This is a genomic window from Paraburkholderia sp. BL9I2N2, from assembly GCF_004339745.1.
Taxonomy (GTDB): domain Bacteria; phylum Pseudomonadota; class Gammaproteobacteria; order Burkholderiales; family Burkholderiaceae; genus Paraburkholderia.
The window spans coordinates 309,073-323,585 of record NZ_SMGP01000001.1 but is presented as its reverse complement, the minus strand read 5'-3'; the positions used below and the strand labels follow the sequence as shown (position 1 = coordinate 323,585).

Genomic DNA, 14,513 nt, shown 5'->3' with positions numbered 1-14,513 from the left:
TCCAGGCATGTCGTTGATTTATATGGTGTTTACATCCCGTTAAAAAGAATGATTGCCGATACCGGGCGCGCGGAATGGCCTTCTCCGCCCGTCGGACGGCAGGTTCTCCACAAAGTTATCCACAGGCTGCGAGCAACGCCGGAAGTGCCGTTTCGTCGCGCGGCGCATGGCGCGCGGCTTGCCGGGCGTGACGCTCGCGCGCTAGAGTGGCGGGTTCGACGGCATGCCGAACGCCCGCGGCGCCCTGCATTGCGGCACACTGCGAAAGTGCGTCCGTTGCCGCCTCGCTTCATTTTTCGCCTCACTTTCGATAGTCCGGAGAACCGCGTTGATGCTTGCCCCGCGTATTGCGCCTAGCTCCTTCACGCCGCCGTCCCGGCGCTTTTTAGCGAGCGGCGCGCCACTCGTCTGCGCGACGTGCCCATGAGCGAAGTCAGCAACCGTCTCGAAGCACGCCTCGCGCGCGAATGGCAACAGCGCGGCCCCCTCGCCTGGGCGCTGTCGCCGCTCGCCTGCGCGTTCGGCGCGATCGCCGCCGCGCGCCGCGCGGCCTTTTCGTTCGGCTGGTTGAAATCGGTGCGCATCGGCGTGCCCGTGGTGGTGGTCGGCAATGTGACTGTCGGCGGTACCGGTAAGACGCCGACCGTGATCGCGCTGGTCGAGGCGTTGCGCGCCGCGGGCTTCAAACCCGGCGTGGTGTCGCGCGGCTACGGCGCGCGCGTGAAGACGCCGACGCGGGTCACTTCCACCTCTGCGGCGAGTGTCGGCGGTGACGAGCCGCTTCTGATCGCGCGCCGCACCGGTGCGCCGGTGTGGGTCTGTCCGGATCGCGTGGCGGCCGCGCAGGCGCTGTGCGCCGCGCACCGCGAAGTCGACGTGATCGTGAGCGACGACGGCTTGCAGCATTACCGGCTCGAGCGCGACGCCGAACTGGTCGTGTTCGATCACCGGCTCGGCGGCAACGGATTCCTGCTGCCGGCCGGTCCGCTGCGCGAGCCGCTGTCGCGCCGCCGCGACGCGACGCTCATCAACGATCCTTACGCGCGCACGCTGCCGGCGTGGCCGAACACCTTCGCGCTGCAACTCGCGCCCGCCGACGCGTGGCATCTGGACAATCCCGCGTTGCGCCGGCCGCTCGCGCAATTCAGCGGCGATCGCGTGCTCGCGGCAGCAGGCATCGGCGCACCGGAGCGCTTTTTCGCCACGCTGCGCGCCGCCGGCCTCACGCCCGCCACGCGCGCACTGCCGGATCACTACGCGTTCGAGCGCAATCCGTTTACGGACGTGGACGCCGACGCCATCCTGATAACGGAAAAGGATGCGGTAAAATTAGGGTCCTGGCACGACGCGCGCATCTGGGTTGTCCCGGTCGAAGCCGCGCTCGATCATCGCCTCATTGCATTAGTTGTGGAGAAAGTCCGTGGACGCTCGCCTGCTTGAAATTCTCGTCTGCCCGATCTGCAAGGGCCCGCTCAGCTACGACCGCGCCGCGCAGGAGCTGATCTGCAATGCGGACAAGCTGGCCTATCCGATTCGCGACGGCATTCCCGTCATGCTGGTCGACGAAGCGCGGCAGACCGTAGAAGGCACGCCGGTCGATCTGAATCCGGGCTCGGTGGCCTGAGTCAGACTGCGCTCGCGGGCGGCCGCCATGTCAGTGTGGCGCGTGGCGCGAGCTGAATCCGTCGACTTGTCCGTTCGCGGCCGCGCTGCATGCGCGGCCGATTTTTTCCGGCTTCATCGCCGCCCGTCTTTGCGCTTGCCCTGCCGATGACTCACGCCAACACCACCACTCCCCCGTTTATCGCCGTCGTGCCGGCCCGGCTCGCCTCGACGCGTCTGCCCAACAAGCCGCTCGCCGACATCGGCGGCAAGCCGATGGTGGTGCGGGTCGCCGAACGCGCGCGCGAATCGGGCGCGCAGCAGGTGCTGGTCGCCTCGGACGCGCATGCGGTGCTCGACGCCGCCCGCGACCACGGCTTCGAAGCGGTGTTGACGCGCGCGGACCATCCGTCCGGCACGGACCGTCTCGCGGAAGTCGCGGCGCAGTTTGGCTGGAGCGACGACACGATCGTGGTCAACGTGCAAGGCGACGAACCGCTGATCGATCCGGCGCTCGTGTGCGGCGTTGCGTCGCACCTTGCGGCGAGCCACGGCTGCGCGATCGCCACCGCCGCGCACCCGATCACCGACCCCGCCGAAATCTTCAACCCGAACGTCGTCAAGGTCGTGCTCGACGCGCGCGGCGTCGCGCTGTACTTTTCGCGCGCGCCGATTCCATGGGCACGCGACGCCTATCAGCCGCACTGGCCCGATGTCGCATCGATGCCCGCGCCGCCCGCGCCCGCGGTAGTTCATCGGCATATCGGGCTGTACGCGTATCGCGCGCAATTCCTGCGCACGTATCCCAGCCTCGCAATCTCGCCGATCGAACAGGTCGAAGCGCTCGAACAACTGCGCGCGATGTGGCACGGCGAGCGCATCGCGGTGCTCGTCACGCACGACGTGCCGCTGCCCGGTGTCGACACACCCGCCGATCTCGCGCGCGTGCAGGCTTTATTCGGGTCTTGAGCGGAAAAACCCATGGCATAATCGGACGGTTGTGCGCGCCTCCCGCTACACGCGAGAGTCAGGGTTTGCCCGGTCGCGCCGTCGCCGTCTTGCAGCGCCGTCGTCTTCGACGTGCAGCGCGAGACCTGGAACGGCAGCCGATGCGGGTCCCCTCGACGCATCGTGGGACGTCCGCAGCGCCACCAAAGAATTCACATAGATCTGGAGATATCACATGCGTTTGATCCTTTTGGGTGCGCCCGGCGCGGGCAAGGGCACTCAGGCGACCTTCATCAAGGAAAAGTTCGGCATTCCGCAAATTTCCACCGGCGACATGCTGCGCGCGGCCGTCAAGGCAGGCACGCCGCTCGGCCTTGAAGCCAAGCGCTTCATGGATGCCGGCGAACTGGTCACGGACGAACTGATCATCAACCTGGTGAAAGAGCGTCTGCAGCAGCCGGACTGCGCGAACGGCTATCTGTTCGACGGTTTTCCGCGCACCATTCCGCAAGCTGAAGCCATGAAGCAGGCCGGCGTTCCGATCGACTACGTGCTGGAAATCGACGTGCCGTTCGACGAAATCATCGTGCGCATGAGCGGCCGCCGCTCGCACGCGGCGTCGGGCCGTACGTATCACGTCAAGTTCAATCCGCCGAAGGTCGAAGGCGTGGATGACGTGACCGGCGAACCGCTGATCCAACGCGACGACGACAAGGAAGAAACCGTCAAGAAGCGTCTGGAAGTGTACGAGGCGCAAACCAAACCGCTGATCGAGTACTACAACACCTGGGCGAAGAACGGCGATTCGTCGACCCCGTTGACCGCGCCGCAGTATCGGCGCATTTCAGGCCTCGGCAGCGTCGACGAAATTCGTGACCGCGCGTTCGAGGCGTTGAAGTAAGCTCGTTTGCGTCTGTCTGTGATCGCTTCTGCAAAAACCCGCCCCTTGCCGGCGGGTTTTTTTATGCAACGCGTGGCGCGAGTGCGGTGCGCTTTCTCTATCCGTCCGCGCTCCGTATTAATTAGCCATCCGTAACGTTTTGCTCTGCCTGCGCCCGCTGACAGCGCGTGAATCGGGCGCCTGCCGCTTCGCTTTCCGCATTGCAGCATAGCCGTTACAATCGATCATCGAAAAGATATTCGATCTAGACATTACTGAACCGTAGCAAAGGAGAAGACATGGAGATTCGTGACAACGTTTTCCTGATCACCGGTGGTGCATCGGGTCTAGGCGCAGCCACGGCGCGCCTGTTCGTCGAAAACGGCGGCAAAGTCGTGCTCGCCGATCTGAATGTGGATGCCGGCGAGGCGCTCGCGAAAGAACTCGGCGGCGTCTTCGTCAAATGCGATGTAAGCCGCGAAGACGACGCCACCCAAGCCGTCGAAGCCGCGACCAAGCTCGGCACGCTGCGCGGCCTCGTCAATTGCGCGGGCGTCGCGCCGGCCGTCAAAACGGTCGGCAAGGACGGCCCCCATCCGCTCGACTCGTTCGCGCGCACCGTCTCGATCAATCTGATCGGCACCTTCAACATGATCCGGCTCGCCGCCGCGGCTATGTCGAAGAACGAGCCGAACGCGAATGGCGAGCGCGGCGTGATCATCAACACGGCGTCGGTGGCCGCGTATGACGGCCAGATCGGCCAGGCGGCTTATGCAGCGTCCAAGGCCGGCGTGGTCGGCATGACGCTGCCGATCGCACGCGACCTGTCGCGCAACGCGATCCGCGTGATGACGATCGCACCGGGCATTTTCGAAACGCCCATGCTGCTCGGCATGCCGCAGGAAGTGCAGGACGCCTTGGGCGCGATGGTGCCGTTCCCGCCGCGTCTCGGCAAACCGGTGGAGTACGCGATGCTCGCCAAGCAGATCTTCGACAATCCGATGCTCAACGGCGAAGTGATTCGTCTGGACGGCGCGATTCGTATGCAGCCGAAGTAAGCCTGCGTGCGGCGCGCGGTTTCGTATAGCCCGCGTCAATGAAAAACGCCTGCACATGATCATCATGTGCAGGCGTTTTCTTTTGCGTGGTTCTGGTGCGACGCGTGGCCGCTTGCTCGTTTACTCGCGGTCGTCGTGCTGTGTGCGCTGACGCAGCTCGTGCAATTGCGACTCCACCACGGTCGCGTCCTCGGCATCCGGCCGGTCGCCGAGATAGCGCTCGAGATCTTCGAGCGCGGGCCGCAGGTAATCGAGCCGCGCATAAGCGAAGCCACGATCGCGCACTTCCTCGATACTCTCCGGCAGCAGGATCACGAGACGCTGCTGCACCGCTAGCAGACGCTGCCAACGTTCCGTCTGAAGATACGTGGACTTCAGATTGCGCAGCATTCGCGCGATGATTTCGCGGCGCGTGGCCGGTTGCAGCAGCATGCGCAGCGCCCTGCTCACCGATTCGCCCGCCGATGCCACATACGGCTCCAGCATCTCCACCATCTCCGATTCGGACAGCGAGTGTCCGCTGGTCGGATCGAGCATGACGTCGCCGTCAGGCGTCGTCACGCGCAAAAGGAAGTGGCCGGGAAACGACACGCCGCGCGCCGGAACGCCGATCTGTTCGGCCATTTCCAGATACAGCACCGCCAGCGAAATCGGAATGCCGCGGCGGCGCTTGAGCACTGCGTTCAGATGGCTGTTGTCGGGGTCGTAATAATCGTTGAGATTGCTGGCGAAGCCCAGCTCTCGAAAGAAGAACCGGTTCAGAATGCCGACCTTCTGCTTGATGTCGGCATCGTCCGGCATGCGACGCTGCAGGCGCACCACCAGTTCGTCGATCTCCGCGAGCGTGCCTTGCAGATCGAGATCGGGATAGGCGTCCTGCGCGAGCGAGAGCGCCGCCTCGGTCAGCGGAAGACTGTCGTCTTCGGCGACGAGCGTGCTGAAATAGTCGAGAACTCGCGTCATCGTGATCACTTCACTCGCCTTTTGAAATACGCGTACTTGAAGCCCATCAGCCAAAGCATACCGAAATATAGCGCGGCGAACAGAACGAGGCACGCTGCGAGCAACACCATGCGGTCGACCGGGCGGCTATGCATGCCGATCCAGTCGAAGCTGATGGCCAGCCAGTGCATCGTGCCGGCCAGCACCAGACAGGCGCCGAACAACTGCACGAAGAATTTGAGCCAGCCGCTCGACGGCGTATAGATGCCGCGCTTGCGCAGACCGAGAAACAGCAGCAGCGCATTACCGCAAGCGCCGAGCCCGACGCTCAGCGTCAAGCCCGCGTGCGCGAAAATCGGCACGAACAGATAGTTGCTCAACTGCGTGAGGATCAGCACGCCGACCCCGATCTTCACCGGCGTCTTGATGTCCTGCTTCGCGTAGAAACCCGGCGCGAGGATCTTGATGAGGATCAGGCCGATCAAGCCGACGCCATACGCCGACAGCGCGCGGGAGACCATCACCACCGAATTGCCGTCGAACTTGCCGTAGTGGAACAGCGTGGCGGTCAGCGGCTGCGCGAAGAAAAACAGCGCGACGGCGCTCGGCGCGGCCAGCAGGAAGGTGACACGCAAGCCCCAGTCGAGCAGCGACGAGTATTCGTGCGGATCGGCATCGACGTGCGCCTTGGAGAGGCTCGGCAGCAGGATCGTGCCGAGCGCGACGCCCAGCAGCGCGGTCGGAAACTCCATCAGCCGGTCGGCGTAGTTGATCCACGACACGGCGCCCGGCCCGATGCGCGACGCGATATTCGTGTTGATGATCAGGCTGATCTGCGCGACCGAGACGGCGAACATCGCAGGCACCATCTTGGACAGCACGCGCTTGACGCCGCGATGCGCGAGCGCCTTCACCGGATTCAGGCCGATGCGCGGAATCATGTCGATCTTCTTCAGCCCCGGCAGCTGCACGATGAATTGCAGCACGCCGCCGGCGATCACCGCCCACGCGAGCGCGTAAACCGGCGTTTGCAGACGCGGCGCGACGAACACCGCCGCGACGATGAACGCGACGTTCAGCAGAACCGGCGCGAACGCGGGCAGCGAGAAGTTCTTGTACGTGTTCAGCACGCCCGACGCCAGCGACGTCAGCGAAATGAAAATGATGTACGGGAACATGATGCGCGTCATGGTGACCGCGAGGGCATACGCCTGACCTTCATGCGCGAGGCCCGAGGCGACGATGAACACCACGCCCGACGCGCCCACCACGCCGATCAGCGAGAGGATTGCGAGCGCCCAGGCGAGCACCGTCGACGTGGCGTCGACCAGGGCTTTGGTGGCGTCGTGGCCTTGCTGGTTCTTGAACTCGGCGAGGATCGGCACGAAGGCCTGCGAGAACGCGCCCTCGGCGGAGATGCGGCGCAGCAGGTTCGGAATGCGGAAGGCGACGTAGAACGCGTCAGTGTATTGACTGGCACCGAACGCGCGTGCGATCAGCGTTTCGCGGGCCAGTCCGGTCACGCGCGACAGCAGCGTGAAGCCGCTGACCGTCAGCAGGGCTCGGAATAGATTCATGGGGCGCTTATTATACGGGTGCCGCGAGTGCGGACGACGAGCCGGAACGCGATTCCGACCGATTTGCCGCGCGGACGTTCGATCCGATGAGCGGATCGGCGCGTTTTTTGTGGCTCGGCCGCGCCGTCCTGGGACCGCTGGACTCGCCCCGCGCCCGCCTTGTGCCCAGGGGCGACACGCTCGCGCCCGCTGCGCTGCCGACTGCGCGCAGGTCTTTACGCAACACGGCGGCGCAGCGTCATAGCGCTTTCCCGTTGCCACGTGCCTGATTTTGTTGCTATAATCGCCGGTTTCGAAGCTCGCTCAACTTTCGGACGGGGTTTGGAGCGGCGCCACAGCGCCTGCCAAGACCCTCGCACACCCCGAAAACACAGGCCTGCCTTCGCGTAGTCCGATCGATTTTTTTCGACACTTTTGCGCTCTTGGGCAATCGCTTCCAAGAGTTCGATCTAAAAGCAGCACCTCACCACTTGAAGGTCAGGTACTGGAAACAGGAACAGGATAAGGAACCGTCATGGCTAACTCCGCACAAGCACGCAAGCGCGCCCGCCAGGCCGCCAAGGCAAACTCGCACAACTCGGCACTGCGCTCGAAGTTCCGCACGGCTATCAAGGCTGTCCGCAAGGCGATCGACGCCGGCGACAAGGCCAAGGCCGCTGAGATCTTCCAGGCATCGTCGAAGACCATCGACATCATCGCCGACAAGAAAATCGTTCACAAGAACAAGGCTGCTCGCCATAAGAGCCGTCTCGCTGCAGCCATCAAGGGTCTGCAAGCGTCCGCAGCGCAGTAATTCCGGTCAGCCCGCTTCGGTGGGCTACCTCCTGTTTCCGCTGCACAGAAAAGCCCGCCTCGGCGGGCTTTTTTGCTTCGGACCGACAGATCCGCACTGTCTCGCGCAATTCATCGCGCGCATGACTAACGGACTGCCCATAAAAAAACCCGCTGCCAGCGGGTTTTTGCTTTTTGCCTTCGCCAATCAAGCAGGTTCGCGCTAGATCACGTGTCTTTTCTCTTGCGGCGCGGCGTGCTCAAGTTGCAACTCGCACGCCTCGGTCACGACCAGGTCGTTGTCTTTCGCGAAGTTAAGGACGAAGTCGAAAGCCATGGGCTCGATGTCGCGCAAACGCGAATCGAGAATCACGCACTTGAGGTCGCCGATCATGGTCGGCCGGACATACAGCGAGTACTGCAAATAGGCGTTCGGCCCCTTCCTTGCGCCGGGGCCGAAACAGGCCATGACGCCTGCGAGACGCTCCGACCAGTCGCTCGGCCGAAACTTTTTTCCCGTCGACGTGATGCCCTGAATGAAATATTCGGTTGGAGCTGCTTCGGCCATGTAGGAATACCTGTGTGACTGCCCAGCGGGATGACGGCAAAGCGGACGACGAAACGGCTCTGAATTGCCTGGGACTCGCCGACCGTGCCACGATGGCGAGCCGCATCGCCAGAAACCGCGAAGAGCCGGCCAAGCCGCCTTGTCGCTCGTCATGACGGCGCACCGCAAGCAGGTTGTTCCGAACCGCGCGAGCCGTGTCCCACAAGCGGAATACCGGCCTGCTGGGCTTTGGGATAACCCGTAGATTATAGCGCAGCGGACCTTTTTCCGCAGCGCACACAAGACATATGCGACGGTTCCAGGAGCGTTCCACAAGGCTTTCAGACAGCTTTCCCGGCCTTTTGGCCGACTCGTCAAACCGGGCGAAATCCTTTATGCTGCTTTGAGTTACCACAAACGACGGCGGCGCCGTCCGGCAATCCTGCCGGGTGAGACCGCCGTATTTGTTTCATGACCGCCAAGAAAATTCGCCACTACCTGCAGTTCAAGGATTTCTCGCTGGAAGACTACGAGTACGTGCTGGAACGCGCGCGCATTCTGAAACGCAAGTTCAAGAACTACGAGACTTATCATCCGCTGCACGATCGCACGCTGGCGATGATCTTCGAAAAGAATTCGACACGCACGCGCCTGTCGTTCGAAGCCGGCATCTTCCAGTTGGGCGGCCACGCCGTTTTCATGAGCACGCGTGACACGCAGCTCGGCCGCGGTGAACCGATCGAAGACGCAGCGCAAGTGATCTCGCGCATGGTCGACATCATCATGATCCGCACGTTCGGCCAGGACATACTCCAGCGCTTTTCCGAGAACTCGCGTGTGCCGGTGATCAACGGGCTGACCAACGAATATCACCCGTGCCAGGTGCTGGCGGACATCTTCACGTACTTCGAGCATCGCGGACCGATTCGCGGCAAGACCGTCGCGTGGGTCGGCGACGCCAACAACATGTTGTACACGTGGATCGAAGCCGCGCAGATTCTCGGCTTCAAGCTGCGCCTGTCCACGCCGCCGGGCTACAAGCTCGACCGCGCCATGGTCGCCGCCGAAAGCGCGCCGTTCTACGAAGAATTCGACGATCCGAACGAGGCCTGCTCCGGCGCCGACCTCGTGACCACCGACGTGTGGACCAGCATGGGCTTCGAAGCCGAAAACGAAGCGCGCAAGAAAGCCTTCGCCGACTGGTGCGTCGACGCCGACATGATGGCGCGCGCCAATGCCGACGCGCTCTTCATGCACTGCCTGCCAGCCCACCGCGGCGAGGAAGTGAGCGCGGAAGTGATCGACGGCCCGCAAAGCGTCGTGTGGGACGAGGCGGAAAATCGTCTGCACGTGCAAAAGGCCTTGATGGAATATCTGCTGCTCGGCAAGCTGAATCACTGAGCGAGCCGCTGGCCGGCACGTTGAGCAGCATCTGCGTGAAGCGCGACGGGGCCTTGAATACGAGGCAAGGCATCCACGTTTAGCGCCACGCATCGAGCCGGCGTCCGAGGCGATAAGCGGACCCGGCTTGAATACCGCACTGTCCCAAAAACGCGGGCACCCTGCGGTTTAGTGTCAAAATAGTGGTTTTCCGCGCTCCGGGACCGCCGGCGCGCCTTGTTTTCCCGCTTTCTCCAGCTACGAGTTCACCATGAGCGATATCAAGAAAGTCGTGCTCGCCTATTCGGGCGGCCTCGACACCTCCGTCATCCTGAAGTGGTTGCAGGACAATTACGACGCCGAAGTCGTCACGTTCACGGCCGACATCGGCCAGGGCGAAGAGCTGGAACCGGCGCGCAAGAAAGCCCTGCAACTCGGCATCAAGCAGGACAACATCTTTATCGAAGACCTGCGCGAAGAATTCGTGCGTGACTTCGTGTTCCCGATGTTCCGCGCCAACACGATCTATGAAGGCGAGTACCTGCTGGGCACGTCGATCGCGCGTCCGCTGATCGCCAAGCGTCAGATCGAAATCGCCCGCGCCAGCGGCGCACAGGCGGTGTCGCACGGCGCAACCGGCAAGGGCAACGACCAGGTTCGCTTCGAACTCGGTTACTACGCGCTGGAACCGGGTATCAAGGTGATCGCACCGTGGCGTGAATGGGACCTGCTGTCGCGCGAAAAGCTGCTCGCGTACGCGGAAAAGGCCGGCATTCCGATCGAAATGAAGCACAAGCAAGGCGGCGCGCCGTATTCGATGGACGCGAACCTGCTGCACATCTCGTTCGAAGGCCGTCACCTGGAAGACCCGAAGGCGGAAGCCGAAGCCGATATGTGGCGTTGGACCGTGTCGCCGGAACAGGCGCCGGACCAGGCTGAATACATCGACATCGAATACGAGCACGGCGATCCGGTTGCGATCAACGGCAAGCGTCTTTCGGCTGCGGAAATGCTCACCGAACTGAACCGTTTGGGCGGCAAGCACGGCATCGGCCGTCTGGATCTGGTTGAAAACCGTTACGTCGGCATGAAGTCGCGCGGCTGTTATGAAACGCCGGGCGGCACGATCATGCTGAAGGCGCACCGCGGCATCGAGTCGATCACGCTCGACCGTGAAGTCGCTCACCTGAAAGACGACCTGATGGCTCGTTACGCGTCGCTGATTTATAACGGCTACTGGTGGAGCCCGGAGCGCCGCGCGATTCAGGTGCTGATCGACCATACGCAAGAGAAGGTCAACGGCTGGGTGCGTGTGAAGCTGTACAAGGGCAGCGTATCGGTGGTCGCGCGCGATTCGAAGGAAACGCTGTTCGACAAGACCATCGCCACGTTCGACGACGACGGCGGCGCTTACAACCAGGCCGACGCTGGCGGGTTCATCAAGCTGAACGCGCTGCGTATGCGGATTGCGGAGAATGCGCGTCGTCAGCGCGGTTGACGGCGAGCGTTCTGGTGAAGGCTAACTTCGCGCAAGCGAAGTTAAGCGCCGCGAGGCTTGGCTGAAGCCAAAACGCAGATGCAAAAAAGGCGCCGGGAGGCAACTCCCGGCGCCTTTTTTATCATCAGCCAATCGTCACAAACAAACCGGCTCCGCCTCCAGCGCAACCCCAAACCGCTCCAGCACATCGCGCTGAATCGCTTTCGCAAGCGCCAGCACTTCCGCCCCGCTCGCGCCGCCGCGATTGACCAGCACCAGCGCCTGCCGCTCATGCACCGCCGCCGCGCCCATCGCGCGGCCTTTCCAGCCGCATCGATCGATCAGCCAGCCCGCGGCAAGTTTCACCCGCCCATCCGGCTGAGCGTACGACACGACGTCCGGCTCCCTGGCCTTCAGCGCGTCAAACTGCGCCGCGTCGATCACCGGATTCTTGAAGAAGCTGCCGGCATTGCCGAGCTCCAGCGGATCAGGCAGCTTGGCGCGCCGCACCGCCACCACCGCATCGAAAATGGCCTGCGCGGTCGGCGGCGTCTCGGCATGGCCGTTGGCGGCCAGTTCGCGAGCGAGATCCGCGTAGCCGGCGCGCGGCTGCCACACCTTCGGCAAACGGAACGTCACCGACATAATCACGAACCGGTCGCGCCCTTCCCGCTTGAAAAAACTGTCGCGATAGCCGAAGCGGCACGCCTGCGCATCCATTTCGATCACGTCACCGGAAGCCAGCTCCACGGCCCGCAGCAACGCGAAGCGCTCGCACATCTCCAACCCGTACGCGCCGATGTTCTGAATCGGCGCCGCGCCCACCGTCCCCGGAATCAACGCGAGATTTTCGAGCCCGGGCAATCCTTGCGACAAAGTCCAGCCGACGAACTCATGCCACGGCTCGCCACCGGCGGCCTCGACGTACCATGCGTCATCGTCCTCGCGCACGACACGGCGGCCTTGCAGCGCGATCAGCAGCACCACACCGCCAAAGTCGCCGGTCAGCACGACATTGCTGCCGCCGCCCAGCACGAGCCGCGGCAAGCCGGCGGCGCGCGGGTCGCGCACCGCGGCCATCAGTTGCTCTTCACGCTCGATGCGGCACGCAAACTGCGCACGAACGTCGAAGCCGAAAGTGTTGTGCGCCTTCAGCGGATAACCGGCAATGAATGCGGCGGAGTCGGATTGGGACATCGGAATGAGAACAGTGAACGACCAATGAGACAACGAATAAAGCAGCCGATGAAACCCGCTTCGGGCCCCGGCCGGGCGACAATGCGCGGCGGCCTTGGGCAAAAGGGAGCGGCGTCGGTAAAATGACGTCCGGTCCGTGATTATAGCGAGTGCCCGTGAGCAGCCGCCCGGTTGCGTCACGCACCGCAGCACTATTGGGAGAAAAAAATGCCATCGTTTGACGTCGTCTGCGAAGCGAACATGATCGAAGTCAAGAACGCGATCGAGCAGTCCAACAAGGAAATTTCAACGCGCTTCGACTTCAAAGGGTCGGACGCGCGCGTGGAACACAAGGAAAACGAGATCACGGCCTACGCGGACGATGATTTCAAACTCGGCCAGGTGAAAGACGTGCTGCTGTCGAAAATGGCCAAGCGCAACGTGGACGTGCGCTTTCTCGACTACGGCAAGATCGAGAAGATCGGCGGCGACAAGGTCAAGCAGGTCATCAAGATCAAGAAAGGCGTGTCGGGCGATCTGTCGAAGAAAATCGTGCGCCTCGTGAAGGACAGCAAGATCAAAGTCCAGGCGAGCATTCAGGGCGACGCGGTGCGCATCACCGGCGGCAAGCGCGACGACCTGCAAAGCGTGATCGCCATGCTGCGCAAAGACGTGACGGACACGCCGCTCGACTTCAACAACTTCCGCGACTGATCTGCCGGGCGCGTGCTCCCGTCAAACGCGCGCGCGGCGATCCGAGCACGCGGCGGGCGGCACCGCGCATGACGGGCGCACCGCGCACCGGAAGCACTGAAGCACCAGACCTCAAAGATCGCTGCCACCCGCCGCCTTCGCCGCCGCATCCGCCTTCTTCTTATCCCCAATGCGGCTTTCCTGCCCGCGCATCAGCTTGGCGATGTTGCCGCGATGGCGCCACACCAGCAGCGAACTCATCACGACGATCGCCAGCGCGATGACATGCGGCCCGAACAGGAAACCGTCGAAGATCGGCGCGAACACCGCCGCAGCCAATGCCGCCAGCGACGAATAGCGCGTAAAGAACGCCACGATCAGCCACGTCAGCAAGGTCGCCACGCCGAGAATCGGGTTGATCGCGAGCAGAACGCCGGCCGCGGTCGCCACGCCCTTGCCGCCCTTGAAGCGGAAGAAAACCGGATACAGGTGGCCGAGAAACACGGCGACCGACGCAATCGCCACCGACGTCTCGTCGAGCCCGTAGCGCGCGCCGTAGTGCACGACGAACCACACCGGCAGCCAGCCCTTGAATGCGTCGCCGATCAGCGTGAGAATCGCGGCCTTCTTGCTGCCGCTGCGCAGCACGTTGGTGGCGCCCGGGTTGCCCGAGCCGTACGAACGCGGGTCGTCGAGGCCCATTGCGGCGCTCACGATCACGGCGAACGACACCGAACCGATCAGGTAGGCAACCACAGCAACGATCAGGTTTTGCATCTGGGACTCTTATAAGGATCGGCGGTCTGAAACTCGATACCCCAACCGCAACAGGGCGCGCAACTCGGAACGAGGCGGCGCACATTCTACCGAACCCGCGCGCCCGCAAAACATTCAGGCAAACGTCAATCGACGCTCGCGCACTGCACCGCCTTCGCTGCCAGCAATTCCGTCAGCACCTTGGGGTCGATGCTGACGAGAAACCCGCGCCGGCCGCCGTTCAGCCAGATCTTGTCCATCTCCAGAATGCTCGACTCGACGTACACCGGCATCTGCTTCTTCGTGCCGAACGGCGAGGTGCCGCCGATCAGGTAGCCGGAATGGCGGTTCGCCACCTCGGGCTTGCACGGTTCGACTCGCTTCGCGCTGATCTGCCGCGCGAGGTTCTTGGTGCTGACGGTGCGGTCGCCGTGCATCAGCACGATCAGCGGCTTGGCGTGCTCGTCTTCCATCACCAGCGTCTTCACGACGTGATGTTCGTCCACGCCGAGCTGGCGCGCCGATTCCCCGGTGCCGCCGTGCTCGACATAATCATAAGGATGTTCGCCGAAAGTGACGCCGTGGCGGCGCAGAAACTGCGTGGCCGGCGTTTCGGAGACGTGTCTGGATTTGCTCATCGGCGCATTGTAATGGCGACTTTGCACAACGGCTATTTGCCGAATGGCCAATTGTGCGGGTCTGGCGA

General features: G+C 63.1%; 15 protein-coding genes. 9 read left to right on the top strand and 6 right to left on the bottom strand.

The genetic code is table 11. The features are described 5' to 3' along the window. The first annotated feature begins 423 nt into the window (after positions 1 to 423). From lpxK to B0G74_RS01475, 5 genes are all read left to right on the top strand, one after another. Positions 424 to 1,440 carry a tetraacyldisaccharide 4'-kinase gene (gene lpxK, locus B0G74_RS01495; protein WP_132373358.1) on the top strand — a complete coding sequence of 339 codons (1,017 nt, stop codon included), beginning with the start codon at positions 424 to 426 and terminating at the stop codon, positions 1,438 to 1,440. Beyond that, on the top strand, positions 1,421 to 1,624 hold the full coding sequence (locus B0G74_RS01490) for a Trm112 family protein (protein WP_007180583.1): 204 nt from the start codon (positions 1,421 to 1,423) through the stop codon (positions 1,622 to 1,624). Before lpxK ends, B0G74_RS01490 begins: the two co-directional genes overlap by 20 nt. Positions 1,625 to 1,770: 146 nt before the next feature. Then, positions 1,771 to 2,571 carry a 3-deoxy-manno-octulosonate cytidylyltransferase gene (gene kdsB, locus B0G74_RS01485; RefSeq protein WP_132373357.1) on the top strand — a complete coding sequence of 267 codons (801 nt, stop codon included), beginning with the start codon at positions 1,771 to 1,773 and terminating at the stop codon, positions 2,569 to 2,571. Positions 2,572 to 2,785: 214 nt separating this feature from the next. Further along, entirely contained in the window at positions 2,786 to 3,451 is a 666-nt protein-coding gene (gene adk, locus B0G74_RS01480) for an adenylate kinase (protein WP_132373356.1), read from the top strand. Positions 3,452 to 3,729: 278 nt separating this feature from the next. Next, the gene (locus B0G74_RS01475; RefSeq protein ID WP_132373355.1) at positions 3,730 to 4,488 is read left to right on the top strand and encodes a 3-hydroxyacyl-CoA dehydrogenase; all 759 of its coding nucleotides are present in this window, start codon (positions 3,730 to 3,732) and stop codon (positions 4,486 to 4,488) included. A 120-nt stretch (positions 4,489 to 4,608) separates the two neighbouring features. Here B0G74_RS01475 and B0G74_RS01470 read toward each other — a convergent pair whose 3' ends face one another. Both B0G74_RS01470 and murJ read right to left on the bottom strand, forming a co-directional pair. Then, entirely contained in the window at positions 4,609 to 5,451 is an 843-nt protein-coding gene (locus tag B0G74_RS01470; RefSeq protein WP_132373354.1) for a SirB1 family protein, read from the bottom strand. Between the two features lie 5 nt (positions 5,452 to 5,456). After that, on the bottom strand, positions 5,457 to 7,007 hold the full coding sequence (gene murJ, locus B0G74_RS01465) for a murein biosynthesis integral membrane protein MurJ (protein ID WP_132373353.1): 1,551 nt from the start codon (positions 7,005 to 7,007) through the stop codon (positions 5,457 to 5,459). Positions 7,008 to 7,521: 514 nt separating this feature from the next. Between murJ and rpsT the strand changes: the two genes are divergently transcribed. Further along, the gene (gene rpsT / locus B0G74_RS01460; RefSeq protein ID WP_020069158.1) at positions 7,522 to 7,800 is read left to right on the top strand and encodes a 30S ribosomal protein S20; all 279 of its coding nucleotides are present in this window, start codon (positions 7,522 to 7,524) and stop codon (positions 7,798 to 7,800) included. 201 nt (positions 7,801 to 8,001) lie between these two features. On the opposite strand, the gene B0G74_RS01455 is transcribed toward rpsT, so the two are convergent. After that, positions 8,002 to 8,346 (bottom strand): DUF3579 domain-containing protein, encoded by a 345-nt coding sequence (locus B0G74_RS01455; RefSeq protein WP_132373352.1) that lies wholly within the window; start codon positions 8,344 to 8,346, stop codon positions 8,002 to 8,004. 450 nt (positions 8,347 to 8,796) lie between these two features. Between B0G74_RS01455 and argF the strand changes: the two genes are divergently transcribed. After that, complete coding sequence (gene argF / locus B0G74_RS01450; RefSeq protein WP_132373351.1) at positions 8,797 to 9,726, top strand: ornithine carbamoyltransferase; 930 nt, start codon at positions 8,797 to 8,799, stop codon at positions 9,724 to 9,726. Positions 9,727 to 9,976: 250 nt separating this feature from the next. Then, entirely contained in the window at positions 9,977 to 11,203 is a 1,227-nt protein-coding gene (locus B0G74_RS01445) for an argininosuccinate synthase (RefSeq protein ID WP_132373350.1), read from the top strand. A 135-nt stretch (positions 11,204 to 11,338) separates the two neighbouring features. Here B0G74_RS01445 and murB read toward each other — a convergent pair whose 3' ends face one another. Next, on the bottom strand, positions 11,339 to 12,379 hold the full coding sequence (gene murB, locus B0G74_RS01440; RefSeq protein WP_132373349.1) for a UDP-N-acetylmuramate dehydrogenase: 1,041 nt from the start codon (positions 12,377 to 12,379) through the stop codon (positions 11,339 to 11,341). Positions 12,380 to 12,586: 207 nt separating this feature from the next. Here murB and B0G74_RS01435 point away from each other — a divergent pair, with 207 nt between their 5' ends. Continuing rightward, a complete protein-coding gene (locus B0G74_RS01435; protein WP_007180572.1) occupies positions 12,587 to 13,072 on the top strand; it encodes a YajQ family cyclic di-GMP-binding protein in 486 nt (161 codons plus the stop codon). A 111-nt stretch (positions 13,073 to 13,183) separates the two neighbouring features. On the opposite strand, the gene plsY is transcribed toward B0G74_RS01435, so the two are convergent. Both plsY and ybaK read right to left on the bottom strand, forming a co-directional pair. After that, the gene (gene plsY, locus B0G74_RS01430; RefSeq protein WP_132373348.1) at positions 13,184 to 13,828 is read right to left on the bottom strand and encodes a glycerol-3-phosphate 1-O-acyltransferase PlsY; all 645 of its coding nucleotides are present in this window, start codon (positions 13,826 to 13,828) and stop codon (positions 13,184 to 13,186) included. 125 nt (positions 13,829 to 13,953) lie between these two features. Next, a complete protein-coding gene (gene ybaK / locus B0G74_RS01425) occupies positions 13,954 to 14,445 on the bottom strand; it encodes a Cys-tRNA(Pro) deacylase (protein ID WP_132373347.1) in 492 nt (163 codons plus the stop codon). Positions 14,446 to 14,513 lie beyond the last annotated feature (68 nt).